26 protein-coding genes are annotated in these 23,982 nt (G+C 67.2%); 12 read left to right on the top strand and 14 right to left on the bottom strand.

Annotated elements, in window-relative coordinates:
• Positions 1 to 10: 10 nt before the first annotated feature.
• The 3 genes from ACFQZV_RS10420 to tkt are packed head-to-tail and all read right to left on the bottom strand — an operon-like array spanning position 11 to position 4,826.
• Positions 11 to 1,630 carry a glucose-6-phosphate isomerase gene (locus ACFQZV_RS10420; RefSeq protein WP_378749267.1) on the bottom strand — a complete coding sequence of 540 codons (1,620 nt, stop codon included), beginning with the start codon at positions 1,628 to 1,630 and terminating at the stop codon, positions 11 to 13.
• A complete protein-coding gene (tal, locus tag ACFQZV_RS10415; protein WP_378749265.1) occupies positions 1,627 to 2,748 on the bottom strand; it encodes a transaldolase in 1,122 nt (373 codons plus the stop codon). Before tal ends, ACFQZV_RS10420 begins: the two co-directional genes overlap by 4 nt.
• Positions 2,745 to 4,826 carry a transketolase gene (tkt, locus tag ACFQZV_RS10410; protein WP_378749263.1) on the bottom strand — a complete coding sequence of 694 codons (2,082 nt, stop codon included), beginning with the start codon at positions 4,824 to 4,826 and terminating at the stop codon, positions 2,745 to 2,747. Before tkt ends, tal begins: the two co-directional genes overlap by 4 nt.
• Before the next feature lie 220 nt (positions 4,827 to 5,046).
• Here tkt and ACFQZV_RS10405 point away from each other — a divergent pair, with 220 nt between their 5' ends.
• On the top strand, positions 5,047 to 5,979 hold the full coding sequence (locus ACFQZV_RS10405) for a heme o synthase (RefSeq protein WP_378749261.1): 933 nt from the start codon (positions 5,047 to 5,049) through the stop codon (positions 5,977 to 5,979).
• A 111-nt stretch (positions 5,980 to 6,090) separates the two neighbouring features.
• On the opposite strand, the gene ACFQZV_RS10400 is transcribed toward ACFQZV_RS10405, so the two are convergent.
• Positions 6,091 to 7,062, bottom strand: coding sequence for a COX15/CtaA family protein (locus ACFQZV_RS10400; protein ID WP_378749259.1), 972 nt, complete (start codon positions 7,060 to 7,062; stop codon positions 6,091 to 6,093).
• A 247-nt stretch (positions 7,063 to 7,309) separates the two neighbouring features.
• Here ACFQZV_RS10400 and sufB point away from each other — a divergent pair, with 247 nt between their 5' ends.
• Genes sufB through ACFQZV_RS10375 form a run of 5 tightly spaced genes read left to right on the top strand, consistent with a single transcriptional unit; the run spans position 7,310 to position 11,407 of the window.
• A complete protein-coding gene (sufB, locus tag ACFQZV_RS10395; protein ID WP_378749257.1) occupies positions 7,310 to 8,728 on the top strand; it encodes a Fe-S cluster assembly protein SufB in 1,419 nt (472 codons plus the stop codon).
• Complete coding sequence (gene sufD, locus ACFQZV_RS10390) at positions 8,729 to 9,919, top strand: Fe-S cluster assembly protein SufD (RefSeq protein ID WP_378749255.1); 1,191 nt, start codon at positions 8,729 to 8,731, stop codon at positions 9,917 to 9,919.
• A complete protein-coding gene (locus tag ACFQZV_RS10385; protein ID WP_378749253.1) occupies positions 9,916 to 10,245 on the top strand; it encodes a non-heme iron oxygenase ferredoxin subunit in 330 nt (109 codons plus the stop codon). Before sufD ends, ACFQZV_RS10385 begins: the two co-directional genes overlap by 4 nt.
• A 49-nt stretch (positions 10,246 to 10,294) precedes the next feature.
• Complete coding sequence (gene sufC / locus ACFQZV_RS10380) at positions 10,295 to 11,068, top strand: Fe-S cluster assembly ATPase SufC (RefSeq protein WP_378749251.1); 774 nt, start codon at positions 10,295 to 10,297, stop codon at positions 11,066 to 11,068.
• Positions 11,069 to 11,077: 9 nt separating this feature from the next.
• Complete coding sequence (locus tag ACFQZV_RS10375) at positions 11,078 to 11,407, top strand: metal-sulfur cluster assembly factor (protein WP_378749249.1); 330 nt, start codon at positions 11,078 to 11,080, stop codon at positions 11,405 to 11,407.
• Positions 11,408 to 11,446: 39 nt separating this feature from the next.
• On the opposite strand, the gene ACFQZV_RS10370 is transcribed toward ACFQZV_RS10375, so the two are convergent.
• A complete protein-coding gene (locus ACFQZV_RS10370; RefSeq protein WP_378749247.1) occupies positions 11,447 to 12,076 on the bottom strand; it encodes a biotin transporter BioY in 630 nt (209 codons plus the stop codon).
• A 112-nt stretch (positions 12,077 to 12,188) separates the two neighbouring features.
• Between ACFQZV_RS10370 and ACFQZV_RS10365 the strand changes: the two genes are divergently transcribed.
• A complete protein-coding gene (locus ACFQZV_RS10365; RefSeq protein ID WP_378749245.1) occupies positions 12,189 to 13,787 on the top strand; it encodes an ABC-F family ATP-binding cassette domain-containing protein in 1,599 nt (532 codons plus the stop codon).
• Positions 13,788 to 13,799: 12 nt separating this feature from the next.
• Here ACFQZV_RS10365 and ACFQZV_RS10360 read toward each other — a convergent pair whose 3' ends face one another.
• From ACFQZV_RS10360 to ACFQZV_RS10345, 4 genes are read right to left on the bottom strand one after another with little or no spacing between them, the layout of a single operon-like run.
• On the bottom strand, positions 13,800 to 14,657 hold the full coding sequence (locus ACFQZV_RS10360) for an SURF1 family cytochrome oxidase biogenesis protein (RefSeq protein WP_378749243.1): 858 nt from the start codon (positions 14,655 to 14,657) through the stop codon (positions 13,800 to 13,802).
• Positions 14,654 to 14,851, bottom strand: a complete 198-nt coding sequence (locus ACFQZV_RS10355; RefSeq protein WP_378749241.1) for a hypothetical protein — start codon at positions 14,849 to 14,851, stop codon at positions 14,654 to 14,656. The genes ACFQZV_RS10360 and ACFQZV_RS10355 overlap by 4 nt, the downstream gene beginning before the upstream one ends.
• Positions 14,848 to 15,207, bottom strand: coding sequence for a DUF3099 domain-containing protein (locus tag ACFQZV_RS10350; protein WP_378749239.1), 360 nt, complete (start codon positions 15,205 to 15,207; stop codon positions 14,848 to 14,850). Before ACFQZV_RS10350 ends, ACFQZV_RS10355 begins: the two co-directional genes overlap by 4 nt.
• Before the next feature lie 35 nt (positions 15,208 to 15,242).
• Complete coding sequence (locus ACFQZV_RS10345) at positions 15,243 to 15,755, bottom strand: DUF4190 domain-containing protein (RefSeq protein ID WP_378749237.1); 513 nt, start codon at positions 15,753 to 15,755, stop codon at positions 15,243 to 15,245.
• A 108-nt stretch (positions 15,756 to 15,863) separates the two neighbouring features.
• On the opposite strand from ACFQZV_RS10345, the gene fabG reads away from it, so the two are divergent.
• A complete protein-coding gene (fabG, locus tag ACFQZV_RS10340) occupies positions 15,864 to 16,574 on the top strand; it encodes a 3-oxoacyl-ACP reductase FabG (protein ID WP_378749235.1) in 711 nt (236 codons plus the stop codon).
• 59 nt (positions 16,575 to 16,633) lie between these two features.
• On the opposite strand, the gene ACFQZV_RS10335 is transcribed toward fabG, so the two are convergent.
• The 3 genes from ACFQZV_RS10335 to ACFQZV_RS10325 are packed head-to-tail and all read right to left on the bottom strand — an operon-like array spanning position 16,634 to position 19,253.
• Positions 16,634 to 17,326: an alpha/beta fold hydrolase gene (locus ACFQZV_RS10335; protein WP_378749233.1), complete on the bottom strand. Its 693-nt coding sequence runs from the start codon at positions 17,324 to 17,326 to the stop codon at positions 16,634 to 16,636.
• 33 nt (positions 17,327 to 17,359) lie between these two features.
• The gene (serB, locus tag ACFQZV_RS10330) at positions 17,360 to 17,989 is read right to left on the bottom strand and encodes a phosphoserine phosphatase SerB (RefSeq protein WP_378749231.1); all 630 of its coding nucleotides are present in this window, start codon (positions 17,987 to 17,989) and stop codon (positions 17,360 to 17,362) included.
• A 19-nt stretch (positions 17,990 to 18,008) separates the two neighbouring features.
• Positions 18,009 to 19,253 carry a glucose-1-phosphate adenylyltransferase gene (locus ACFQZV_RS10325; protein WP_378749229.1) on the bottom strand — a complete coding sequence of 415 codons (1,245 nt, stop codon included), beginning with the start codon at positions 19,251 to 19,253 and terminating at the stop codon, positions 18,009 to 18,011.
• 76 nt (positions 19,254 to 19,329) lie between these two features.
• On the opposite strand from ACFQZV_RS10325, the gene glgA reads away from it, so the two are divergent.
• The 3 genes from glgA to ACFQZV_RS10310 all read left to right on the top strand — a co-directional run bounded on the left by glgA (position 19,330) and on the right by ACFQZV_RS10310 (position 21,690).
• A complete protein-coding gene (gene glgA, locus ACFQZV_RS10320) occupies positions 19,330 to 20,523 on the top strand; it encodes a glycogen synthase (RefSeq protein ID WP_378749227.1) in 1,194 nt (397 codons plus the stop codon).
• Positions 20,524 to 20,532: 9 nt separating this feature from the next.
• Positions 20,533 to 21,318: an ABC transporter ATP-binding protein gene (locus ACFQZV_RS10315; protein ID WP_378749226.1), complete on the top strand. Its 786-nt coding sequence runs from the start codon at positions 20,533 to 20,535 to the stop codon at positions 21,316 to 21,318.
• Positions 21,319 to 21,441: 123 nt separating this feature from the next.
• On the top strand, positions 21,442 to 21,690 hold the full coding sequence (locus ACFQZV_RS10310; RefSeq protein WP_378749224.1) for a type B 50S ribosomal protein L31: 249 nt from the start codon (positions 21,442 to 21,444) through the stop codon (positions 21,688 to 21,690).
• Between the two features lie 43 nt (positions 21,691 to 21,733).
• On the opposite strand, the gene ACFQZV_RS10305 is transcribed toward ACFQZV_RS10310, so the two are convergent.
• Positions 21,734 to 22,465 (bottom strand): exonuclease domain-containing protein, encoded by a 732-nt coding sequence (locus ACFQZV_RS10305; protein ID WP_378749222.1) that lies wholly within the window; start codon positions 22,463 to 22,465, stop codon positions 21,734 to 21,736.
• Between the two features lie 79 nt (positions 22,466 to 22,544).
• Here ACFQZV_RS10305 and ACFQZV_RS10300 point away from each other — a divergent pair, with 79 nt between their 5' ends.
• Positions 22,545 to 23,444, top strand: a complete 900-nt coding sequence (locus tag ACFQZV_RS10300) for an alpha/beta fold hydrolase (RefSeq protein ID WP_378749220.1) — start codon at positions 22,545 to 22,547, stop codon at positions 23,442 to 23,444.
• On the opposite strand, the gene ACFQZV_RS10295 is transcribed toward ACFQZV_RS10300, so the two are convergent.
• Positions 23,404 to 23,958, bottom strand: coding sequence for a CGNR zinc finger domain-containing protein (locus tag ACFQZV_RS10295; RefSeq protein ID WP_378749218.1), 555 nt, complete (start codon positions 23,956 to 23,958; stop codon positions 23,404 to 23,406). The two genes, ACFQZV_RS10300 and ACFQZV_RS10295, sit on opposite strands and share 41 nt — an antisense overlap.
• Between the last annotated feature and the right edge of the window lie 24 nt (positions 23,959 to 23,982).

Genomic DNA, 23,982 nt, shown 5'->3' with positions numbered 1-23,982 from the left:
GAGGAATCTCCTATTGGGCGGCCTCGAAGAGCGTGAGCACTTCGACCTCGGGGTCGGTCAGCGTGAGGGTGACGACGGGACGCCCGTGTGCGGCGAGGACTGAGGCATCGCCGGCGGCCTGCGCCCGGATGAGCTGTCCGAACGTGAAAGGACGCCCCGGGATCTCCAGATCCACGTCCGTCTGCTCCAGGATCTGCAGGAACACACCGTCGGCGGGGCCGCCCTTGTGGTACTGGCCGGTGGAGTGGAGAAAACGCGGTCCCCAGCCGAACGTGGTCGGTCGGCCCGAGTCCGCGGCGACGAGTTCACGCAACCCCGCCAGGTGCGGCAGACGCGTCCGGTCGACGTAGGCCTGCACGGCGACGTACCCGCTCTCGGGCAGCCGCGCCCACAGCGCATCCATGACTCCGGCGATCGTGCCGGAGTCGGCGAGCGCCGGATCGGACACGCGGACCTCGACGCCGCCTTCGACGAACGCCGCCGCGGTCTGTTCAGGGCGAGCATCCAGGAGCCCACGGGTGGCCTCTTTCGCCGACTCGACGTCGGGTTGATCGAAGGGGTTGATGCCGAGCATGCGCCCGGCGATCGCGGTGGCGTACTCCCACACGAGGAACTGCGCGCCGAGCGATCCGCTGACGAGGATCTCGTCGTGGTGGTGCTCGAGGAAGTGGAAGCGATTCGCCTCGTCAACGAAGCGGACGATCTGCATGTCGGCCGGAGGTGAGTCGACTTCTGGAGAGACCGGCAGGAGCACGACGGGAAGGATGCCGGTGCCGCCCTTGCCGGTCGATTCGGCGACAAGCTGCTCGATCCAATCGGGGAGACCCTCGATGTGGGTGCCGTCGGAGACCAGGCCGAGTTTGTCTCGCCGGGGCTCGCCCCCTGCGATGGCGGCGGCGAGCACGAGGGCCGGGTTGTCGGGGCTGTCGATCGCGACCTCGAGGAGTGTCGCCTCGGCCTCGTCGAGGATCTCGGCGATGTCGGCACCGGCGAGCCCTGCCGGCACGAGGCCGAACGCTGTCAGCGCTGAGTAGCGCCCGCCCACCGTCGGGTCGGCGTGGAAGACGCGGTATCCCGCGGCCTGCGAAGCCTCATCCAGCGGCGACCCGGGGTCGGTCACGACGACGATCCGCTCTGCCGGGTCGATGCCGACGTCGCGGAAGGCGGCGTCGAACACACGCTTGGCCGAGTCGGTCTCGACCGTCGAGCCCGACTTCGACGCAACCACGAGCACGGTGTGCTCGAGCCCGCCCGCCTCGGCGTCACCGTCGATCGCGGCGAGCACCTGCCCGGGTTCGGTGGAGTCGAGGATCACCAGGGGAACGTGAGCGGTGTGGGCGATCACCTCGGGTGCGAGGGACGAGCCGCCCATTCCGGCAAGGACAACGCGCGTGACGCCCGCGGCGACGAGGTCGCGCCGCAGCGCCTCGACCTCTGCGACCAATGGACGTGACGTCTCCACAGCCTGCACCCAGCCGAGACGCTTCTCCGCCTCAGCCGTGGCAGCCGGGCCCCACAACTCGGCGTCCCCGGCGGTGATGCCGGAGGCGACGAGCGACGCGACGAGCCCTGGGAGCACCTCGTCGACGACGGACTTGACGTGCCCGCTGACGTGGATCTCGAAGCTCAACGGGAGGCCTTTGCGGTTTCCAGCGCCTCGCGCACCGTGTTCTGGAGGTCGTGCCAGGACGCGATGAACTTCTCGACGCCTTCGTCTTCGAGCACCTGGGTCACGTCGGCGAAGTCGATTCCCGCGTCGGCGAGGTCGGCGAAGACCGTGCGCGCTGCCTCGTACGTTCCCGTGATGGTGTCGCCGGCGACCTGGCCGTGATCGTACGTCGCCTCGAGGGTCTTCTCCGGCATCGTGTTGACCGTCCCGCGCGCGACGAGCTCGGTCACGTAGAGCGTGTCGGGCAGAGCCGGGTCCTTGACGCCGGTCGAGGCCCAGAGCGGTCGCTGCGGGTTCGCGCCAGCGGCCACAAGAGCCTGAGCGCGCGGCTCGGCGAAGCGCTTCTCGAACAGCTCGTAGGCCAGTCGCGCGTTGGCGATACCCGCGAGGGACTTCAGCCCGGCCGCCTCGTCGGTGCCGACGGTGTTGAGGCGCTTGTCGACTTCGGTGTCCACGCGCGAAACGAAGAACGACGCGACCGAATGGATGCTCGACAGATCGACACCTGCGGCCTGGGCGCGCTCGAGACCGGCGAGGTAGGCATCGATGACCTCGTCGTAGCGCTCGAGGGAGAAGATGAGAGTGACGTTGACGGAGATTCCGGCGGCGATGACCTCGGTGATCGCGGGGAGTCCTGCCTTCGTCGCCGGGATCTTGATCAGGACGTTCTCGCGCCCCACCCGAGCGTGCAGATCCTTCGCTTGCGCGATCGTTGCGTCGGTCTCGTGGGCGAGGTCGGGGGAGACCTCGATCGACACGCGCCCGTCGACCCCCTTGGTGTCTGTGTAGACAGGGTGGAAGATGTCGCACGCGTCACGCACGTCGTCCGTCGTCAGGGCGAAGATCGTTTCGTCCACCGATGCGCCGGCTCCGGCGAGCTCGGCGATCTGCGCATCGTACGAGTGGTCGGCGGAGTTACCGATCGCAGCCTGGAAGATCGTCGGGTTGGTGGTGACACCCGAGATGTCGCGCGTGTGGATGAGATCGGCGAGGTTGCCGGTCGTGATGCGGCTACGGGACAGGTCGTCGAGCCAGATGCTGACGCCGTCGGCGGCGAGCTTCGCGGTGGGGGTGCTCATGCGTTGTTCTCCTTGAGGGTTTCGCGAGCAGCGTCGACGACCGCGTCCGCGGTCATGCCGAACTTCTCGAACAGGGACTTGTAGTCGGCGGACGCGCCGAAGTGCTCGATCGAGACCGAGCGACCGCGGTCGCCGACGATGTCCCGCCACGGAAGAGCGAGACCTGCCTCGACCGACACCCGCGAGGTGACCGCGGCGGGGAGGACCGATTCGCGGTACTCGGCGGGCTGCTCCGCGAACCACTCCAGCGAGGGCGCCGAGACCACACGGGCCTGGATGCCGTCCGCAGCCAGCGTCTCGCGTGCGGCGACCGCCAGCTGCACCTCCGAGCCCGTCGCGATGAGGATGACATCGGGCGTCTCCTCCGTGTCGAGGAGGATGTACGCACCGCGCGAGACCCCTTCGGTTCCGGCGAACCCGTCCTCTCCGCGCGGGAACACCGGGATGTTCTGTCGCGTGAGAGCGATGCCGGAGGGGCCCTCCTGGCGACGCAGCATCTCGAGCCAGGCCGCCGCGGTCTCGTTCGCGTCCGCCGGGCGGACGACGGTGAAGTTCGGGATCGCGCGCAATGAGGCCAACTGCTCGATGGGCTGATGCGTCGGCCCGTCCTCGCCGAGCGCGACGGAGTCATGGGTCCACACGAAGATCGAGGGAATGTTCATGAGCGCCGCGAGCCGCACGGCGGGACGCATGTAGTCGCTGAAGATGAGGAATGTTCCGCCGAAGGCCCGCGTCGGGCCGTGGAGCACGATGCCGTTCACGATCGCGGCCATCGCATGCTCGCGGATGCCGAAGTGCAGCACACGACCGTAAGGGTCACCCGACCACTCGTGCGTCGACCATTCGGCCGGGATGAACGATGACGCGGACTTGATGGTCGTGAGGTTGGACTCGGCGAGATCCGCCGATCCGCCCCACAATTCGGGCATCCGCTCCGCGAGGGCGTTGATGACCGTGCCCGAGGCGGCACGCGTCGAGACGTCCTTCTCGCCCGAGAAGGTCGGCAGGGAGTCGGCGAGGTCGGCCGGGAGTTCCCCGGCTTCGAGGCGATCCAACAGTGCCTTACGCTCCGGGTTCGCCGCCGCCCAGGCGTCGAACGCGCTTTGCCAGGCGGCGCGATCGGAGTCGGCGCGTTGCTGCAAGGTGCGCGTGTGGGAGATCACATCGTCGGCGACGACGAACGACTGCTCCGGGTCGAATCCGAGCACCTTCTTCGTGGCAGCCAGCTCGTCTGAGCCCAGTGCCGACCCGTGGATCTTGCCAGTGTTCTGTTTGCCGGGCGAGGGCCATCCGATGATCGTTTTCACGATGATCAGCGACGGCTTCGAGGTCTCGCCCTTGGCAGCCTCGACGGCCGCGAACAGTTCGGCGACGTCTTCGACGTACTCCCCGGTCTTCTTCCAATCCACCGTCTGCACGTGCCAGCCGTAGGCCTCGTACCGTCGCGCGACGTCCTCGGTGAAGGCGACGTTCGTGTCGTCCTCGATCGAGATCTGATTCGCGTCGTAGAACGCGATGAGGTTGCCGAGCTCCTGGTGGCCCGCCAGTGACGAAGCTTCGCTCGTGACACCCTCTTGGATGTCACCGTCGCTGGCGATGACGTATACGTAGTGGTCGAACGGCGACGTGCCGGGCGCGGCATCCGGATCGAACAGTCCGCGCTCGTAGCGAGCCGCATACGCGAACCCGACCGACGAGGCCAGGCCCTGACCGAGCGGACCCGTCGTGATCTCGACGCCCTTGGTGTGGCCGTACTCGGGGTGACCGGGGGTGAGCGATCCCCATGTGCGCAACGACTTGAGGTCGTCGAGCTCGAGACCGAACCCGCCCAAGTACAGCTGGACGTACTGCGTGAGCGATGAGTGCCCTGCCGACAGGATGAAACGGTCGCGGCCGAGCCAGTCCGTGTCAGACGGATCGTGGCGCATCACGTGCTGATACAGCAGATAGGCCACCGGAGCGAGGCTCATCGCTGTGCCGGGGTGACCGTTTCCGACCTTTTCCACGGCATCCGCCGCCAGGATCCGGGCGGTGTCCACCGCACGATCATCGACTTCTTCCCAACGCAGATCCGACACGCGGCCGCCTTCCATACAGAGAGGGATGTCGCCCGGACGAGGCCGACTCACGGGAGTGCGTCCCGCGGTCGGCGCTGGGGCGCTCGTGCGTTCTCAGCATAGCGAAGCGGTATTCCCTGCGTGCCATGCGCGCAGTGACCGGGCGACGGGGGAGGTTCGCCGATGTCCTAGACTCGAAGGACTGCTCGAAGGACCTGATCGGACGGCGATGGCGGAGGCGATGGACACCACGACGATTGCGGGAGTCGGCGCCTCCGGAACTGTGTCGCACCGCTCCGTCGGACGCACCGTTCGCGCGTACATCCAGCTGACGAAGCCGCGCGTGCTGGAATTGTTGCTGGTCACCACGGTGCCGGTCATGATCCTCGCGCAGGGCGGTTTTCCGAACGTGTGGCTCGTGCTCGCCACCGTGATCGGCGGTTCCGCCTCGGCAGGCTCCGCCGCCGCGTTCAACATGTATCTCGATCGCGACATCGACGCGCACATGCAGCGCACGGAGAACCGGCCGCTGGTCACCGGTGAGGTGTCGCCGCGCGGCGCATTGATCTTCGCCTGGTCGCTCGCCGTTGCCTCGACCGTATGGTTGTGGCTCACGACGAACTGGCTCGCCGCCGTGCTCTCGGCCGGTGCCATCTTCTTCTACGTCGTGATCTACACGATGTTGCTGAAGCGCCGCACCGAGCAGAACATCGTGTGGGGCGGCATCGCCGGGTGCTTCCCGGTGCTGATCGGATGGTCGGCGGTCACGGGATCGCTGTCGTGGACCCCGATGATCCTCTTCGTTCTCGTGTTCCTCTGGACACCGCCGCACTACTGGCCGCTGTCGATGAAGTACAAGGACCAGTACGAAGAGGTCGAGGTGCCGATGCTCGGCGCCACCCGCAACGGTTCTCAGGTCGGTCTGCAGGTCATCCTCTATGCGTGGGCGACCGTCGCCAGTTCGCTTCTGCTGATCCCCGTCGCCCACATGGGGCTCGTCTACTCGGTCTCCGCGATCGTTTTCGGGGGATGGTTCATCTACGAATCGCACCGCCTCTACAACCGGGCGGTCCGCGGTACGGAACCTCGCCCGATGCGTGTGTTCCACGCCTCGATCACGTACCTCACGCTTCTGTTCGTCGCGATCGCTGTCGATCCTCTGCTGCCGTTCTGATCGCCGCGGCTGCGCCGCTGCCGGCCCGCGACCGCGGATGTCACCGCGTCGAGCGCAGGCGCGATGGACGCGGCCACCCCGTCGAGGAGTCGGGCCTTCGCGGTCGACCGATCAGAGCGGTTCGGATGCCGCGACGGCGCGCGTCGCGCGCTCCGCGTCGATGAGCGACTGTGGGCGCTTCAGATGAAGCAGCACGACGGTCATGACCGCCGCGGTCAATGCGGCAAGCACCATGTGCGTCCCGACGGCGAGCACAGGCAGGCCGTTGCGGGCCTGGAACAGCCCGACCGCGATCTGCACCAGCTCGACCAGCACGAGCAGCGCAGTCCACAGGGCGAGGCTCGGCACATCCGAGCGGCGCCGCCAGGAGCCGACCAGAAGCACGATGCTCAGTACGAACAGGATGTAGCCCGGCCACGCGTGCACGTGCTCGAGGATCTCGACGTCGAAGCCGCTTCGTCCCGCATCCGCGTCGCCTGAGTGCGGACCCGCACCCGTGGTGAGGATGCCGACGACGATCGTCACGGCCAGCGCCAGCGTCGTCACGTGCGCGGTCACGGCATACCAGCGCGGAACAGCCCGCACCCGGGGTTCGGCGGGCAGGCGCATCAGCGCGAGGAAGGCTGCCGTGACGCAGACGAGCGCGAGCGAGGCCGCGTAGTGAAAGCCGACGATGAACGGGTTCAGGCCCGTCAAGACGGTGATGCCGCCGACGATCGCCTGGGCGATGACGCCGCCGACGACGACCGCGGCAAGTGTGAACAGATCGCGCCGCGAACGGCGCAGACGCCACACGAGCACGAGCACGACGACGGCGAGGATTCCGACCACGCCCGTCATCAGACGGTTGCCGAACTCGATGATGCCGTGGATACCCATCGCTTCGGTCGGCACGAGCGAATCGGCCGTGCAGGTCGGCCAGGTGGGGCATCCGAGCCCGGACCCGGTCAGACGGACGGCGCCGCCGGTGCCGATGATGATGACCTCGGCGAGGAACGACAGCCACGCGAAGACGGCGATGCGGCGATCGACACGCACGGGAAGCCAGCGGGGACCGGGTGCGAGGGTGGACTGCGCGGACATGCGGGGGCGCCTCCTGGCGGCTCGGCTCTCACGGGGGAGCGATGCGTACCGCCCGCGTGCAAGGAGGGAACCTGTAGAATCGAGCGGTCGGATGCGGTAGCTCGAAGCGCCGTCATCCATCGACAGTCTAGGCGCGAAGCACAGCGCCACTTGATATGGCCCACCAGCGACAGACTTGCCCCGAATCACACGGGGTGCGGAATGCCGGGGCGGATGACACCGTTGAGGCCTAAAGGAGAGTGTGACGATGTCTGATGTGCTGATCGACCGCCCCGAATTGGAGGGGCTGGGTGTATACGAGTTCGGCTGGCATGATGCCGACACGGCCGGAGCGAGCGCGAAGCGCGGACTCAGCGAGGCGGTCGTCCGCGATATCTCGGCGTTGAAGGCCGAGCCCGAGTGGATGCTCAAGACCCGACTCAAGGGTCTGCAACTGTTCGATCGCAAGCCGATGCCCACGTGGGGCGCCGACCTGAGCGAGATCGACTTCGAGAACATCAAGTACTTCGTTCGATCGACCGAGAAGCAGGCCCAGTCGTGGGAAGACCTGCCGGAGGACATCAAGAACACGTACGAGAAGCTGGGTATCCCTGAAGCGGAGCGCCAGCGTCTCGTCGCCGGTGTCGCCGCGCAGTACGAGTCCGAAGTCGTGTACCACCAGATCCGTGAAGACCTCGAAGAGCAGGGCGTCATCTTCATGGACACCGACACGGCGTTGCGCGAGCACCCCGAGTTCTTCGAGGAGTACTTCGGTACGGTGATCCCCGCGGGCGACAACAAGTTCGCCGCGCTGAACACCGCGGTGTGGTCGGGGGGATCGTTCGTCTACGTCCCCAAGGGCGTCCACGTCGAGATTCCTCTGCAGGCCTACTTCCGGATCAACACCGAGAACATGGGGCAGTTCGAGCGCACGCTGATCATCGCCGACGAGGGCTCGTATGTGCACTACATCGAGGGTTGCACCGCTCCGATCTACAAGAGCGACTCGCTGCACTCGGCCGTCGTCGAGATCATCGTGAAGAAGGACGCGCGCGTGCGCTACACGACGATCCAGAACTGGTCGAACAACGTCTACAACCTCGTGACCAAGCGTGCCGTCGCGCACGAAGGCGCGACGATGGAGTGGGTGGACGGCAACATCGGCTCCAAGGTGACGATGAAGTACCCGTCGATCTTCCTGATGGGCGAGCACGCCAAGGGCGAGACACTTTCCGTCGCGTTCGCCGGCCCCGGTCAGCACCAGGACGCCGGCGCGAAGATGATCCACATGGCCCCGTACACGCAGTCTTCGATCGTCTCGAAGTCCATCGCGCGTGGTGGTGGCCGTGCAGGCTACCGCGGCGAAGTCCGCGTCGACGCCAACGCGCATCACAGCGCCAACACGGTGCGCTGCGACGCGCTGCTCGTGGACACGATTTCGCGGTCCGACACCTACCCGGCCATCGACATCCGTGTCGATGACGTGCAGCTCGGCCACGAGGCGACCGTGTCGAAGGTGAGCGAAGAGCAGCTGTTCTACCTCCAGTCGCGCGGGATGCCCGAAGACGAGGCGATGGCGATGATCGTGCGCGGGTTCATCGAGCCGATCGCGCGCGAGCTGCCGATGGAGTACGCCATGGAACTCAACAAGCTCATCGAGATGGGCATGGAAGGATCGGTCGGCTGAATGACGACCACGACACAGGCACCCCAGGTGGTGCCGGGTTCGCGAGCGCACTCCGACGGGGCGGGCGCGTTCGTCCCGGTCCAGACTCGCTCGGAGCGACCCCACTCGACCGACCCGGCCGACTTCACCGTCCCGACCGGGCGTGAGGTCAATTGGAAGTACACCCCGGTCGCACGACTTGCGCCTCTGTTCGCTGACGAAGCCGGCCCGCACGGCGTCATGTCGGTCACCGTGACTGCGCCCGACGGCGTCGAACAGCGGGAACTCACGGTCGGGCAGGCGCCCCGTGGCGAGTTCTTCGCGCCGGAGGATCTGCCCAGTGCGATCGCGTGGCAACAGGAGCCGGTCGCGCCGCTGCTGCGCATTCCCGCGGGAATCGAACTCGACGCGCCCGTCATCGTCGAGCTCGAGGGCACCGGCGGACTCGCGCACGCCCACGTCGTGATCGAGGCGATGCCCAACGCGCGCGGCACCGTCGTTCTGCGTCACCGTGGCACCGCCACCCACGCACAGAACGTCGAGATCATCGTGCGGGACGGTGCCCACCTCGAGGTGGTCTCGGTGCAGCAGTGGAACGATGACGCGATTCATCTCTCGGCCCACCAGGCGCGCGTCGACAAGGACGCGACCCTGCGTCACATCGTCGTGAGCTTCGGCGGCGGAATCGTGCGGGTCAACCCGTCGATCGAGCTTGCCGGGACCGGCTCGGAGGCCGAGATCTTCGGGCTCTCCTACGCCGATGCCGGCCAACACCTCGAGAGCCAGGTGTACATGCACCACAAGGGTGCGCACACCAAGGGTGACGTGCTCTACAAGGGCGCGTTGCAGGGTGAGGACGCGCGTAGCGTGTGGATCGGTGACGTCCTTATCGGTGCGGATGCCACCGGAACCGACTCGTATGAGGCGAACCGCAACCTGGTTCTCACCGACGGCGCCCGGGCCGATTCCGTTCCGAACCTCGAGATCGAGACCGGTGACATCGAAGGCGCCGGCCACGCAAGCGCCACCGGTCGTTTCGACGACGAGCAGCTGTTCTATCTCCAGGCTCGCGGCATCCGCGAAGACGAAGCACGTCGCCTCGTCGTACTCGGCTTCCTCGCTGAGATCGTTCAGAAGATCGGCGTCGCCGAGCTGCGCGACGAACTGTTCGAAGCGATCGAAGCAGAGCTTGCCCAGGGGACCACGCGATGACGGCGGAGCGCGTCTGCGCCGTGAGCGATCTGGTGCAGGACGAAGCGCGCCGCGTCGAGGTCGGAGGTGTCGCGATCGCGGTCGTCCTGGACGGCAACGGCGACATCCACGCGATCGGCGACGTCTGCACCCATGGCGACATCTCGCTGTCCGAAGGATTCGTCGAGGGTGACACGCTCGAGTGCTGGGCTCATGGCTCGGCGTTCTCGCTGCGCACCGGTCGCCCGTTGAACCTTCCCGCCTACGAGCCCGTGCCCGTCTACGCCGTGCAGATCGACGGCGACGACGTGCTCATCGACCCCACTGTCACCGTGTCGGCGGACTAGCGCCCCGCTCGCTGCCGACACCCACGAACCACTCACGAAGGAAGTATGAATGTCTGTCCTCGAGATCCGCGACCTGTATGTGACGGTCGAGACGGATGCCGGAACCACCCCGATCCTCAACGGGGTCACCCTGACGATCCGCAAGGGCGAAACCCACGCGATCATGGGCCCCAACGGCTCCGGTAAGTCGACGCTCGCCTACACGATCGCCGGCCACCCCAAGTACAACGTCGTCAGCGGGTCGATCACCCTCGATGGCGAAGACGTCCTCGAGATGGAGGTGGACGAGCGTGCGCGCGCCGGCCTCTTCCTCGCGATGCAGTATCCCGTCGAGATCCCCGGCGTCACCGTGACGAACTTCCTGCGCACCGCGAAGACGGCGATCGACGGCGAGGCCCCGTCGATCCGCACGTGGACGAAGGACGTCAAGTCGGCGATGCAGGATCTGCGGATGGAGCCTCGTTTCGCGCAGCGCAACGTCAACGAGGGCTTCTCGGGCGGCGAGAAGAAGCGTCATGAGATTCTTCAGCTCGAACTGCTGAAGCCGCAGTTCGCCGTTCTGGACGAGACCGACTCGGGTCTCGACGTCGACGCGCTGCGCATCGTCTCCGAGGGAGTGAACCGCGCGAAGGAGCAGACCGACCTCGGTCTGCTGCTCATCACGCACTACACGCGCATCCTGCGCTACATCCACCCCGACTTCGTCCACGTCATGGTCGCGGGCCGTATCGTCGAAGAGGGTGGTCCGGAGCTCGCCGACCGTCTCGAGGACGAAGGGTACGATCGCTTCCTCGCCGATGCGGCGGCGGGCGTCGATGCGTAGGATCGCTGCATGACCGCTACGCTGTCGCCCGAGAAATTCGACGAGGTCACCGAGGCGCTCAAGGACGTCATGGACCCCGAGCTGGGGATCAACGTCGTCGATCTCGGTCTCATCTACGACCTCTCCTGGGATGACGAGAACGATGCCCTTGTCATCCACATGACGCTCACCTCCGCCGGCTGCCCGCTCACCGACGTGCTCGAGGAGCAGACGGCGCAGTCGCTGGACTCGGTGGTGGATCGCTTCCGCATCAACTGGGTGTGGATGCCGCCCTGGGGCCCGGAGCGCATCACCGACGACGGGCGTGACATGATGCGGGCGCTCGGCTTCGCCATCTGATCCGCCGCCTTCGGCTCGCGGCAGCGCGGGGCGTGCCGGTCAGGCCTTGTGTTCGTCGACCTTGCGCACCAGAGCCCACGCACCGGGGATCAGGGCCGCGGCGAGCGCTGCCTTGATCACGCCGCCGACGATGAACGGCAGCACGCCGAGGGCGAGGATCTGGGTGAATGTCAGGTCGGCACCCAGGACGCCGTTGAGGATCAACGCCATGTAGGGCACCCCGAACAGGAACGGGACGACACTGGCCGAGACGAACCCGAAGAACGCGAGCATGGGGCGACGGTCCCACTCGCGTTGGGCGAACCAGCCGGCAACGAACGCTGCCGGGATGAATCCGACCAAGAAGCCGAAGCTCGGCTGCAGCACGTATGCGATCGTCCCGCCGAAGCCCGCGAAGACGGGAAGGCCCGCGAGACCTGCGAGCAGGTAGGTCGTGAGCGCTGCAGCACCGCGCCACGCGCCGAGAGCGGCTCCGACGAGGATCACGCCCAACGTCTGTCCCGTGATCGGCACGGGCTGGAGCGGAATCTCGACCTGTGCGAGCAGGGCGACCACGGCCGCACCGGTCACGACGAGCGCGGCGTCGACGGCGAAGGCGCGGGCTTTCGACGTGGGGCGCGCAATGACATCGGCGAGAACGCGGCGGGAGGGGGCGGCAGCAATCGACATGAGGCTCCTTCGACGTCGGGACCCGACGCGGACGACCGGGTCACGACTTATACTAGGGGGCTGGCCGTCGGCCACACTTGTCCCCATCCACCCAAACGAACGGACGTCTGCTGTGCTCGCCGTGCACGACCTCGAGATCCGCGTCGGAGCACGTGTGCTGATGTCCGACGTGTCCTTCCGCGTCTCGGACGGCGACAAGATCGGCCTCGTGGGTCGCAATGGCGCCGGCAAGACGACTCTCACGAAGGTGCTCGCGGGTGATCTTCTGCCCTCCGACGGCAGGGTCGATCGCTCCGGCGAACTGGGCTATCTGCCGCAGGATCCTCGTTCGGGCGACCCAGAGATGCTGGCGCGCACACGGATCCTGGACGCCCGCGGGCTCGGCACGCTGGCGCTCGGGATGCAGCGGGCCTCGCTCGCGATGGGTGATGACGACCAGGCCGTCGCCGACCGTGCGATGCGCACCTACGCCAACCTCACCGAACGGTTCGAGGCGCTGGGCGGGTATGCCGCCGAAGCCGAGGCGGCATCGATCGCCCACAACCTCTCCCTGCCCGATCGAATCCTGGATCAGCCGCTGAAAACACTCTCGGGCGGTCAGCGTCGACGCATCGAACTCGCGCGCATTCTGTTCTCGGATGCCGGGACGATGATCCTCGACGAACCCACCAACCACTTGGACGCCGATAGCGTCGTGTGGCTGCGGGAGTTCCTCAAGGGCTACAAGGGCGGCCTCATCGTCATCTCGCACGATGTCGAACTGGTCGGCGAGACCGTCAACCGCGTGTTCTACCTCGACGCCAACCGCCAGGCCATCGACATCTACAACATGAACTGGAAGAACTACCTGCGCCAGCGCGTTGCGGACGAGGAGCGGCGAAAGAAGGAGCGCGCCAACGCCGAGAAGAAGGCGACCGCTCTGCAGATGCAGGCGGCGAAATTCGGGGCGAAGGCGAGCAAAGCCGCAGCGGCACACCAGATGATGGCCCGCGCCGAGAAGTTGCTCTCGGGGCTGGACGAGGTGCGTCAGGAGGACCGCGTCGCGAAGCTGCGGTTCCCCAAGCCGGCACCGTGCGGCAAGACGCCCCTCATGGCCTCGTCGCTGTCGAAGTCGTATGGATCGCTCGAGATCTTCACCGACGTCGACCTCGCGATCGACCGCGGGTCGAAGGTGGTGGTGCTGGGCTTGAACGGCGCCGGAAAGACGACACTGCTGCGCATCCTCGCGGGGGTGGACGACCCCGACACGGGCGTCATCGAACCCGGACACGGTCTGAAGATCGGCTACTACGCGCAAGAGCACGAGAATCTCGACGTGTCTCGCTCGGTGCTGGACAACATGATGTCCGCCGCACCCGACATCACCGCGACGGAAGCACGAAAGGTGCTGGGTTCGTTCCTGTTCACCGGCGACGACGTGCTCAAGCCCGCCGGTGTGCTCTCAGGAGGCGAGAAGACCCGCCTGTCGCTCGCGACGCTCGTCGTGTCGTCGGCGAACATGCTTCTGCTGGACGAACCGACCAACAACCTCGACCCGGCGTCGCGCGAGGAGATCCTCGGTGCCCTCGCGCACTACGAGGGTGCGGTCGTGCTCGTGTCGCACGATGAGGGTGCCGTCCAAGCGCTCAACCCCGAGCGGGTGTTGATCCTGCCTGATGGCGTCGAAGACATCTGGGGCCGCGACTACATCGACCTCATCACGCTCGCCTGACCCGCTCCGAAGTCAGCGCAGGGCCGCGTCGAGCAGGGCGTCTTCGTCCTCGGCGTCTCTGTCACGGCGCCGCGGACGCGACGGCGCGCGGGGGACGCCGGCCTGCTGGGCGTCTTCGGCATCCTCACGGCGATACTTGCGTTCGGTGCGGATGATGTACCCGATGAAGATGAACCCCATGATCGCGAAGAGGATCCACTGGATCGCATACGACAGGTGCGGCCCGGGGTCTTCGGACGGCACGGCCAACGCGCCGGGGACGGTTGCGGGGGCGGGGTCTTCGGAGACGAGGATGCCGTAGGCGCTGGTGATCACGGCGTCCGAGACATCGGTGCTCACGCTGTCGGCGACGAAGGGCAGGTTGATCGTGGGAACCTGACCCTCGTCGCCGGTGCGGCCCGAGGAGGGAAGCGCCTCACCCGGACGGAGCCGAACCACCACGGTCGATTCGCCCTCGGGCGGCGCCGGGATACTCGCCGGCAAGGGTCCGTCGGCGGCGGGGGGTACCCATCCACGATCGACGATCAGGACCCGTCCGTCGTCGAGCTGGAACGGTACGAGCACCTCGAAGGCGGCTGTTCCGCCGTGCGGACGATTCCGCACGAGCAGCTGCTCGTCGGCGAGGTAGCTTCCGGTGAGTTCGACGGGATGCCATTCGTCGGATGCTGAGAACTCCCCGCCGTTCGGGATCAGCTCTGCGAGGGGGACGGCGGGCGCATCGTAATTCGCCTCGACCAGCGCCAGCTGGGCCGAGCGGTCGGCGTTGCGGGAGAACTGCCAGTTGGCAAGGAACGCGCAGGCGATGGCGAAGACGATCGCGAAAGCGACGTAGCCGGCCCACCGCAATCCGGGGCGCGCGGGGGCGCTCACGCGGAAACCTCCAGGGGGCCGACCTCGAGCGGGAACGAACGCGCCGCGAGGAAGTCGCGAAGGTAGTCGACGTGGTCGTCGCACGCGATCCAGGTCTTGCGACGCGCAGCATCGTGGATCTTGGGGTTGCGCCAGTCGATGCGCCAGGTCGCGTCGCGGCGGCACCCTGCGCGCGAACAGGTGTGTCCCGTCACGAGTGTGGGGCCTTCGGGTCGTCGAGCGGGCGCGTCTCGCTGACGCGGATCACCGTGGGACGGGCCACCGGCGTCTCGGGCGCCGATGCGGTGATCGCCTTCTCGGGCGCCTCGCGAACCGTGTCGCGGGACGGATCTCCGTTGTTGGCGACGACGACCGCGATGTACGGGAGGAAGACCGCCCCGGCGGCGAACGCCCACGTGTACCACCCGTAGGGGGTGATGACGATCATCAGGATGAAGCACAGGATGCGGATCGCCATCATGACGAGATAGCGACGCGATCGCCGGCTCGCGTCATCATGCGGCGACGACGGGAGCGTCGTCGCCGACGGGCGATCTGGCGGGTTCTTCACGGCTTTCCAGTTTACGCCGGTCGCCGCGCCCGCGCTCAGGTGTAGCTACCGGACGTGCTCGCCGCGGCCAGTGCGAACAGGACGAATGCGAGGATCAGCAACACCAGGAGGCCGAGGCCGATCCAGCCCACGAGCACGCCGGCGAGCGCCATGCCGCGGCCCTTCTCTCCCGTGCGGGCGACCTGGCGCAGGGCGATGTGTCCCATGATCGCGCCGGCGAGCGACCCGAAGAACGGGATGATCCACACGGCGCCCACGATGCTGGCGATCATCGAGATGACGGCGAGAACGTTGGTGCGCGGTTGGGGGTACCCGTAGCCGTAGCCCGCGGGCTGCTGCGCGTACCCGGCCTGTGGGGGTTGAGGGTAGCCACCGTAGCTCGGAGGGGGCGGGTAGTTTCCCGCTCCCGCCGGCGGAGCGGTCGGGGTGGGATACGCGGCGTACGGCGGTGCCGGTGGCGGGGGAGTCACGCCGGTGTGGGGCGGTGACGAGGGTGCCGCTCCCTGCCCGTTCGGCTCGTGGGGCGAGGGGTTCTCGGGAGTGGTCACGCGCGTGCCTTTCGTCGGTGCCCGTACAGCGTTACAGGGCACCGCAGCACTGTCAAACAACTCGCCGATAGGCTGAAACAGATCGTCCGTCATCCTGCAGGAGCTCATATGTCCACCGAACGCGTCGTCCTCGTCACCGGCGGAAATCGTGGCATCGGCCGCGCCATCGCCCAGCGTTTCGTGAGCGAGGGGTACCGCGTCGCGGTGACCGCACGCTCCGGTGAGGGCCCCGAGGGAACCCTCACCGTGCGCGCCGACGTCACCGACGCCGCGTCCGTGGACGCCGCCCTCACCGAGGTCGAGCAGCAGTGGGGCCCCGTCGAGATCGTCGTGGCCAACGCGGGCATCACGAAGGACACCCTCCTGCTGCGCATGACCGAGGACGACTTCGACTCGGTCGTCGCGACGAACCTCGGCGGCGCCTTCCGCGTCGTCAAGCGCGCCGCGAAGGGGATGCTGCGGGCCCGTTGGGGGCGCGTGATCCTCATCTCGTCCGTGGTCGGGTTGTACGGGTCTGCCGGTCAGATCAACTACGCCGCGTCCAAGAGCGCACTGGTCGGGTTCGCCCGTTCGCTCACGCGGGAGTTGGGAGGGCGGGGGATTACCGCGAACGTCGTCGCCCCCGGCTTCATCGAGACGGACATGACTGCCGAACTGGCCGATGAGACCCAGGCCGAGTACAAAAAGAACATCCCCGCGGGACGTTTCGCCACGGCGGATGAGGTCGCGGGCGTGGTCACATGGCTAGCCTCCGACGACGCCGCCTACATCTCCGGCGCGGTCATCCCCGTCGACGGTGGCCTCGGCATGGGCCACTGAGCGAAGCGCATGTCCTCGAGGCGCGGTCGGACGCGCAGCCGCGATGCCGCGGGGCTCACTCAGCGAACGGCCGCCGCAATGGCGACACCCAGCGCGACCGGCTGGGAGAACTGCGGCCAGTGCCCTGTGCCCAGCCGCACGACTTCGGAATCCGAGATCTTCGAGAACTCGTCTCCATAGGCTCCCCAGTGCGCGATGGCGGCGCGGAACGTGACCTCGTCCATACCGCCCGAAAGGATCGTGACGGGGATGCCGAATCTGCGCGGATCGTCGAGGGTGAGGGGATCCGTCGGGACGCGCGCAGGAACGCTTCGGACCTCGATAGCGGTGCGCGCTCGCGTCGGCGCGTCGAGATCGGCGACGTCGTCAGCATCGAACGTCTCCCATCCGGGGAAGGGGACCACCCCGTCCACCACGTCGAACTCCGATACGGCACCTCCTGGCGGCGGTGGGACGGTGTCGACGAACACCACCCGGGACACACTCTCTGGTCGTGAGGCGGCTGCAGCCCACGCGACGTTGCCTCCGCCGCTGTGACCCACCAGGGCCACCGGGGCATCCAAACGGTCGATCTCGGCGGTGACCGCGGCGACCCAGTCGCTCATACCGATGTCGCGCGTGTCGGACTGCGTGCCACCTGTGCCGGGCATCGTCATCGGGTGCGGGCGATGACCGGCCGCTTCGAGCACCGGGGTGACATCGCGCCACGAGTCCGCATCTAGCCACAGCCCGGGGACGAGAATGATGTCCATGCGCGGGAGAGTACTCCCGGCATCCGACATCCATCAGGGGAGCAGGGGGATGACCTCGCGCAGATCCACGCGCTCGACGACGACGTCGGCCTGCGCGCGGACGGCGGGCTTCGCGTTGAAGGCGACGCCGAGACCGGCGGTCGCCATCATCCGGAGGTCGTTCGCGCCGTCGCCGACCGCAATCGTCCGAGACACCGGCACGGCCAGCTCGTCTGCCCACTCCGTCAGCGAGCGTGCCTTGGCTGCGGCGTCGACGATGTCGCCGTCCACCTCGCCCGAGAGCACGCCCGATGGTGCCGCCAGTCGATTGGCGCGCCACACGTCGACGCCGAGGCGCGGAGCCACGGTGTCGAGGATCTCGTGGAAGCCACCGGACACGACGGCCACTCGACCGTCGCGCGCATGCACGGCGGCGATCAGCTCCGCGGCACCCGGTGTCGGTTCGACCCTGGCCAGGACCCGCGTGAGTGCCGAGAGCGGAACACCCCGGAGGGCTTCGACGCGACTGCGCAGACTCTCCGCGAAGTCGACCTCGCCGCGCATGGCCGCCTCGGTGGCAGCAGCCACCTCGGGACCACGGCCGGCTTCATCGGCGATGAGTTCGATGACCTCGTTGCGAAGAAGGGTGGAATCGGCGTCGAGCACGACGAGGAAGCGCGGCATGCTCCCACGCTAGCGGCGCTCAGCGTTCGACGCGGACGCCCTTTCCGACCACGGTGATCCCCGAGTCGGTGATCGTGAACCCGCGGGTGATGTCGCGCTCGCGATCCACACCGATGGTCGCACCGTCCTCGAGCACGACGTTCTTGTCGAGGATCGCGCGATGCACACGCGCACCCGCCCCGACGTTCACGTGGTCGAACAGCACCGAGTCGGTGATGGTCGATCCGCCCCCGGCCAGCGTCCACGGACCGACGACGCTGCGCTCGAGGTGCGTACCCGAAAGGACAGACCCGAGCGAGACGACCGAATCGATCGCGTTGCCGATGCGGCCCACCGCATCCCGAACGAACTTCGCCGGAGGCGAGTTCACCGCCTGCGAATGGATCGGCCACTGCATGTTGTACAGGTTGAAGATCGGCAGCGTCGAGATGAGGTCCTGGTGGGCGTCGAAGAACGAGTCGATCGTTCCGACGTCGCGCCAGTAGTACCGGTCGCGATCGGTGGAACCCGGAACGTCGTTGAGCTTCATGTCGTAAACGCCCGCCTCGCCTCGCCCCACGAAGTAGGGGATGATGTCACCCCCCATGTCGTGGTTGGAGGTCGTGAACTCCCCATCGGCCTCGACCGCTTCGATGAGCGCGTCCGTGTCGAAGATGTAATTGCCCATCGACGCGAGGACTTCGCTCGGCGAATCGGCGAGACCTGTGGCGTCGACCGGCTTCTCGAGGAATTCGCGGATACGCGCCGGGTCCTCGGGCTCGACGTCGATGACGCCGAATTGGTTCGCCAGCGAGATCGGCTGTCGGATGCCGGCGACCGTCGCCCGCGCGCCCGACTCGATGTGCGCCGCGAGCATCTGCCGGAAGTCCATCCGGTAGACGTGGTCTGCGCCGATCACGATGACGATGTCGGGCTTCTCGTCGTTGATCAGGTTGAGGCTCTGCAGGATGGCGTCGGCCGATCCGGAGAACCAGCGTTTGCCGAGACGCTGCTGGGCCGGGACGGACGCGACGTACGAATCCAACAGCGCCGACATGCGCCACGTCTGCGAGATGTGGCGGTCGAGGCTGTGCGACTTGTACTGCGTCAGCACGACGATCTGACGTAGCCCCGAATTGATGAGATTGGAGATGGCGAAGTCGATGAGGCGGTATTGACCACCGAAGGGGACGGCCGGCTTCGCTCTGTCCGCTGTGAGCGGCATCAGACGCTTGCCCTCGCCCCCCGCGAGGATGATTCCGAAAACCTTCGGTACTGCAGGCATGCCCCCACCCTAGGGCCGCGGCCGTCGCCCGTACAGCAGGTGTCACAAGGTCGTCACGTGTACTAGGTTTCGTGCCATGCGCGTCGACATCGTCACCAAGGAGTACCCACCCGAGATCTATGGCGGTGCCGGGGTCCACGTGACCGAGCTCGTCGCGGCACTTCGGCGCTCGATCGAGGTGCGCGTGCGTGCGTTCGGGGCCGATCGCGACGAAGCCGGGACGACCTCCTACAGCGTTCCGGCCGAGCTGAGCGACGCCAACGCTGCGGTGCAGACGCTCGGCACCGACCTCGAGATCGTCGGCGACGTCGCCGGTGCCGACGTCGTGCACAGCCACACCTGGTACGCGAACTTCGCCGGACACATCGCATCGCTGCTGCACGGGATCCCCCACATCATCACCGCGCACTCGCTCGAGCCGCTGCGCCCCTGGAAGGCCGAACAGCTCGGTGGGGGATACGCGGTGTCGAGCTACATCGAGAAGACCGCGTACGAGTCCGCGGCGGCCGTCGTGGCCGTCAGCGGTGGGATGCGGGCGGACATCCTCCGCAGCTACCCGTCGCTGGATCCCGACAAGGTGCACGTGATCTACAACGGCATCGACACCGAGGCGTGGCATCCTGTCGACGACCCCGAGACCCTTGCGGCGCTGGGGGTCGATGCCTCGCGCCCATCGGTGGTGTTCGTCGGGCGGATCACGCGCCAGAAGGGCTTGCCGTACTTTCTGCGCGCGGCGGCGCAGCTTCCCGCAGATGTGCAGGTCGTGCTGTGTGCCGGCGCACCCGACACCCCGCAGATCCTCGAGGAGGTCGAGGGGCTCGTGCGTGGGCTGCAGGCGACGCGCGACGGCGTGGTCTGGATCGATCGGATGCTGTCGAGACACGAGCTGTCGACGGTGCTGACCGCGGCCACCACATTCGTGTGCCCCTCGGTTTACGAACCGCTGGGGATCGTCAACCTGGAAGCGATGGCATGTGGCGCCGCCGTCGTGGGAACGGCGACCGGCGGCATCCCCGAGGTCGTCGTCGACGGCGTGACCGGGCGGCTGGTGCCGATCGATCAGGTGCAGGACGGCACAGGCACCCCGACCGACCCCGATCGCTTCGTGGCGGATCTCGCCGCCACCCTCACGGAAGTGGTCTCGGACCCCGCGCGCGCGGCGCAGTACGGTCGCGCCGGCCGCGCGCGGGCCGTCGAAGACTTCAGTTGGGGGTCGATCGCGGAACGGACCGAGCGGCTTTACGCCGAGGTCGTGCGCGCGTCCGAGTAGGCTGGGCGCATGCCGCAGGTGCTCGAGTTCTCCGACGTCGTCGTCCGCCGAAACTCCCGCAACATCGTCGACCACCTCGACTGGTCGGTCGCCGATGACGAACGGTGGGTGATCCTCGGGCCGAACGGTGCCGGCAAGACGACGGTGCTGCAACTCGCCGACACGCTCATGCATCCGACCAGCGGCACCGTCACGATCCTCGGCGAAGAACTCGGCCGCACCGATGTGTTCGAGATCCGCCCGCGGATCGGGTTCGCCTCCTCGGCGATGGCTCGGCGCGTACCGCCGGAGGAGACCGTGCTCGACGTCGTGTTGACGGCCGCGTTCGCGGTCATGGGTCGGTGGCGCGAGGATTACGAAGACATCGACGAGCGTCGTGCCTTGCGGGTGCTCGCGGAGTGGAAACTCGACCACCTCGCCGACCGTACCTTCGGGACGCTGAGTGACGGTGAACAGAAGCGAGTCCAGATCGCCCGTGCGGTCATGACCGACCCCGAGCTTCTCCTGCTCGACGAGCCCACGGCCAGCCTCGATCTCGGCGCCCGTGAAGAACTTCTCCTGCTGCTGAGCGGCTATGCATCCGCGCCCACGACGCCCGCGATGGTGATGGTGACCCACCATGTCGAAGAGATCCCGGTCGGATTCACCCACGTGCTCTTGTTGCGCGACGGGCGTCCCGTCGCCGCGGGACCGATCGGGCAGACGCTCACCGCTGCGGCCCTCACCGAAACATTCGGAGTGCCGATCGCGCTCGATCACGAGAGCGGCCGCTACGCCGCCCGTGCCGACGTCTGAGCCGTCCGGCCGTCAGCGGCTTCGGGGAGTCGGCATCGATGGTAGACTCGCTCCTTGGTGCACTCGCACCGCGGACCCTGGTCCCTGGTTCTCAGCAGGGACGCCATCCCTCAAAGGACTTTCATGAAGACTGACATTCACCCCGATTACCAGGCCGTCGTGTTCCGTGACCTCGGAACCGGTGAGACCTTCCTCACGCGCTCGACGGTGTCCAGCGACAAGACGATCGAGCTCGACGGCGTCGAGTACCCCGTCATCGACGTGGAGATCTCGTCCGCATCGCACCCGTTCTACACGGGCAAGCAGCGCATCATGGACTCGGCCGGTCGCGTCGAGAAGTTCAACCAGCGCTTCAAGAACTTCGGCAAGTAACGCGCCGCGACGAAAGCCCCGCTTCGGCGGGGCTTTCGTCGTCTCAGCGGACAGGCCAGGTGCCGTCGAGGTGATCGTCGGGGTCGAGCCGGCCGATGCGGACGAAGTACTCCGTCAGGCTGTCGGCCTGCGCGCGTGCCCATCCCACCTGTCGCGTGTGCAGCTCGTGAGCGGTCGGCGGCAGCCACGCGGCGTAGCGTTCTGCGAGGGCCTGGGCAACACGGCCTGCCGCCACCGCGTCCGAGGCTGCTTCATGGGCGCTGTCCAGTCGCACGGCGTAGTGGCGGGCGACGACCTCGAGCGTCCTCTTTCCGGGCCGGTACCGGTCGTAGCGCTTGTCGAGGACCAACGGATCGATGATCGGCGAGGGGTCGTCGATGGGCGTCACGCCATGACGGACCGCTTCGTGTTTGAGGAGTGAGAAGTCGTACGCGGCGTTGTATGCCGCAACAGGAATCCCGTTGTCGAGCATTCCGCGCAGAGTGGCGACGACCTCGGCGACCACCTGCGAGGCGGAGGTGCCGTGCGCGCGAGCGTAGGCGGTCGACACACCGTGGATCGCGGCCGCGCCGTCGGGAATGTCGACGCCGGGATCGGCCAACCAGTCACGCGCACTGACGACCGCACCGGAGGCATCGAGCAGGCCGACGTGGGCGGTCACGATGCGGTCGCGTGAGACGTCGACCCCGGTCGTCTCGAGATCGAATACTCCGACGAGCTCCGACCATGCAGGGCGGTCGAACAGAGCGAGCGGCTCGGCGTGCGGAGGAAGCATGTCGCTCACGGTAGAGCGAGGGTCCGACATCGCCGCGCAGCCACTCCGTAGACCTGCCGCCACTCCGTAGACTTCACGGGTGGCCGTTGCGAACCCCTACTCAGAAAAGCTCGCCGCCGTCGAGGTCGAGCGACGGGACGTCGACGTCCTGGGTGCGAGCACCGCGTACTGGGTGTACGGTTCCGAGGACGCGGCCTCCACGATCGTCGCGGTGCACGGCTTTCGCGGGGAACACCATGGCCTCGAACCCGTTGTCGCCCATCTATCGGACGTCCGCGTCCTCTCGCCTGATCTGCCGGGTTTCGGCGAGACTCCGCCGATCCCCGGCCGGGCCCATGACCTGGACGCGTACGCCGAGTGGCTCACCGGATTCGTCGCAGCGGTCGCACCCGGTGCGGTGATCCTCGGGCACTCGTTCGGCTCGATCGTCACCTCTGCGGCGGTCGCGGGAGGGCTTCACACTCCGCAGCTGATCCTCGTCAATCCGATCGGAGCGCCCGCTCTCGAAGGGCCCAGGGGTGTGCTGACCCGTTTGGCGGTCTTCTACTACTGGGCCGGTGCGAAACTCCCCGCGCGCCTCGGTGACGGGCTGCTGCGCAACGGGGTGATCGTGCGCATCATGAGTGCGGCGATGGCGAAGACGAAGGATCCCGATCTGCGGCGCTTCGTTCACGATCAGCACGACGCGTATTTCTCGAGGTTCGCCGACCGCGATGTGCTTCGCGAAGCCTTCGTCGCCAGTGTGTCCCATGACGTGAGCGAGTTCGCGCCGTCGATCGGCACGCCGACGCTCCTCATCGCGGCGGAGCGTGATGACATCACGCCGATCGAGGCCGAGCGACGCCTGGCGGCGGCGTTCTCGTGTGCGCGGCTGGTGGAGATCCCCGATGTCGGTCACCTGATCCACTATGAGACGCCCGCCGCGGCGGCGGAGGCCATCAGTCGTTTTCTTGCGCCTTCCGCTCGCGATACGCGATGACGTTCATGCGGTTTCCGCAGTTGCCGATGTCGCAGTAGCGCTTCGAGCCGTTGCGCGAGAAGTCCACGTACACCGCGTCGCAGTCGTCGGCTGAGCAGACGCGGATGCGGCCGTACTCGTCGGCACGGATGACGTCGACGAAGGCCATCGCCACTTCGACCATGATGCGCAGGGCCAGCGGTGCTTCGTCGGTGGTGGCGTGGATGTGCCAGTCGTAATCGTCGTGGATCACCAGGCGGGGGAGTGCTTCTCCGTCGCGCAGCATGTCGTTGACGATCGGTACGGCGCCGGTGCGGTCGGTGTGCCAGAGCTCGGCCAGGCGGAGCCGCACGTCGCGGACTGCGGCGAGCTCGGTCGCGTCGCCGGTGAGAGCGCCGGTGTAGGGGTGCTCGGAGAGGTAGGCGGCGAGGTCGGAGGTGGTTGCGAGCGTGTCGTCCCTGCCCTGCCCGGAGAGTGTGTTGACGAGGTGGACGGCGGCGTTGAGGGCTTGCGTGGTGTCATGAATGAAGACCACATTGACTCCTGACAGATGCGAGCA

Origin of the sequence: Microbacterium koreense, assembly GCF_042677105.1 — a bacterium.
Lineage (GTDB): Bacteria > Actinomycetota > Actinomycetes > Actinomycetales > Microbacteriaceae > Microbacterium > Microbacterium koreense.
Note: the sequence above shows the minus strand (reverse complement) of the source record. Positions and strands in the feature narration are given on the sequence as shown.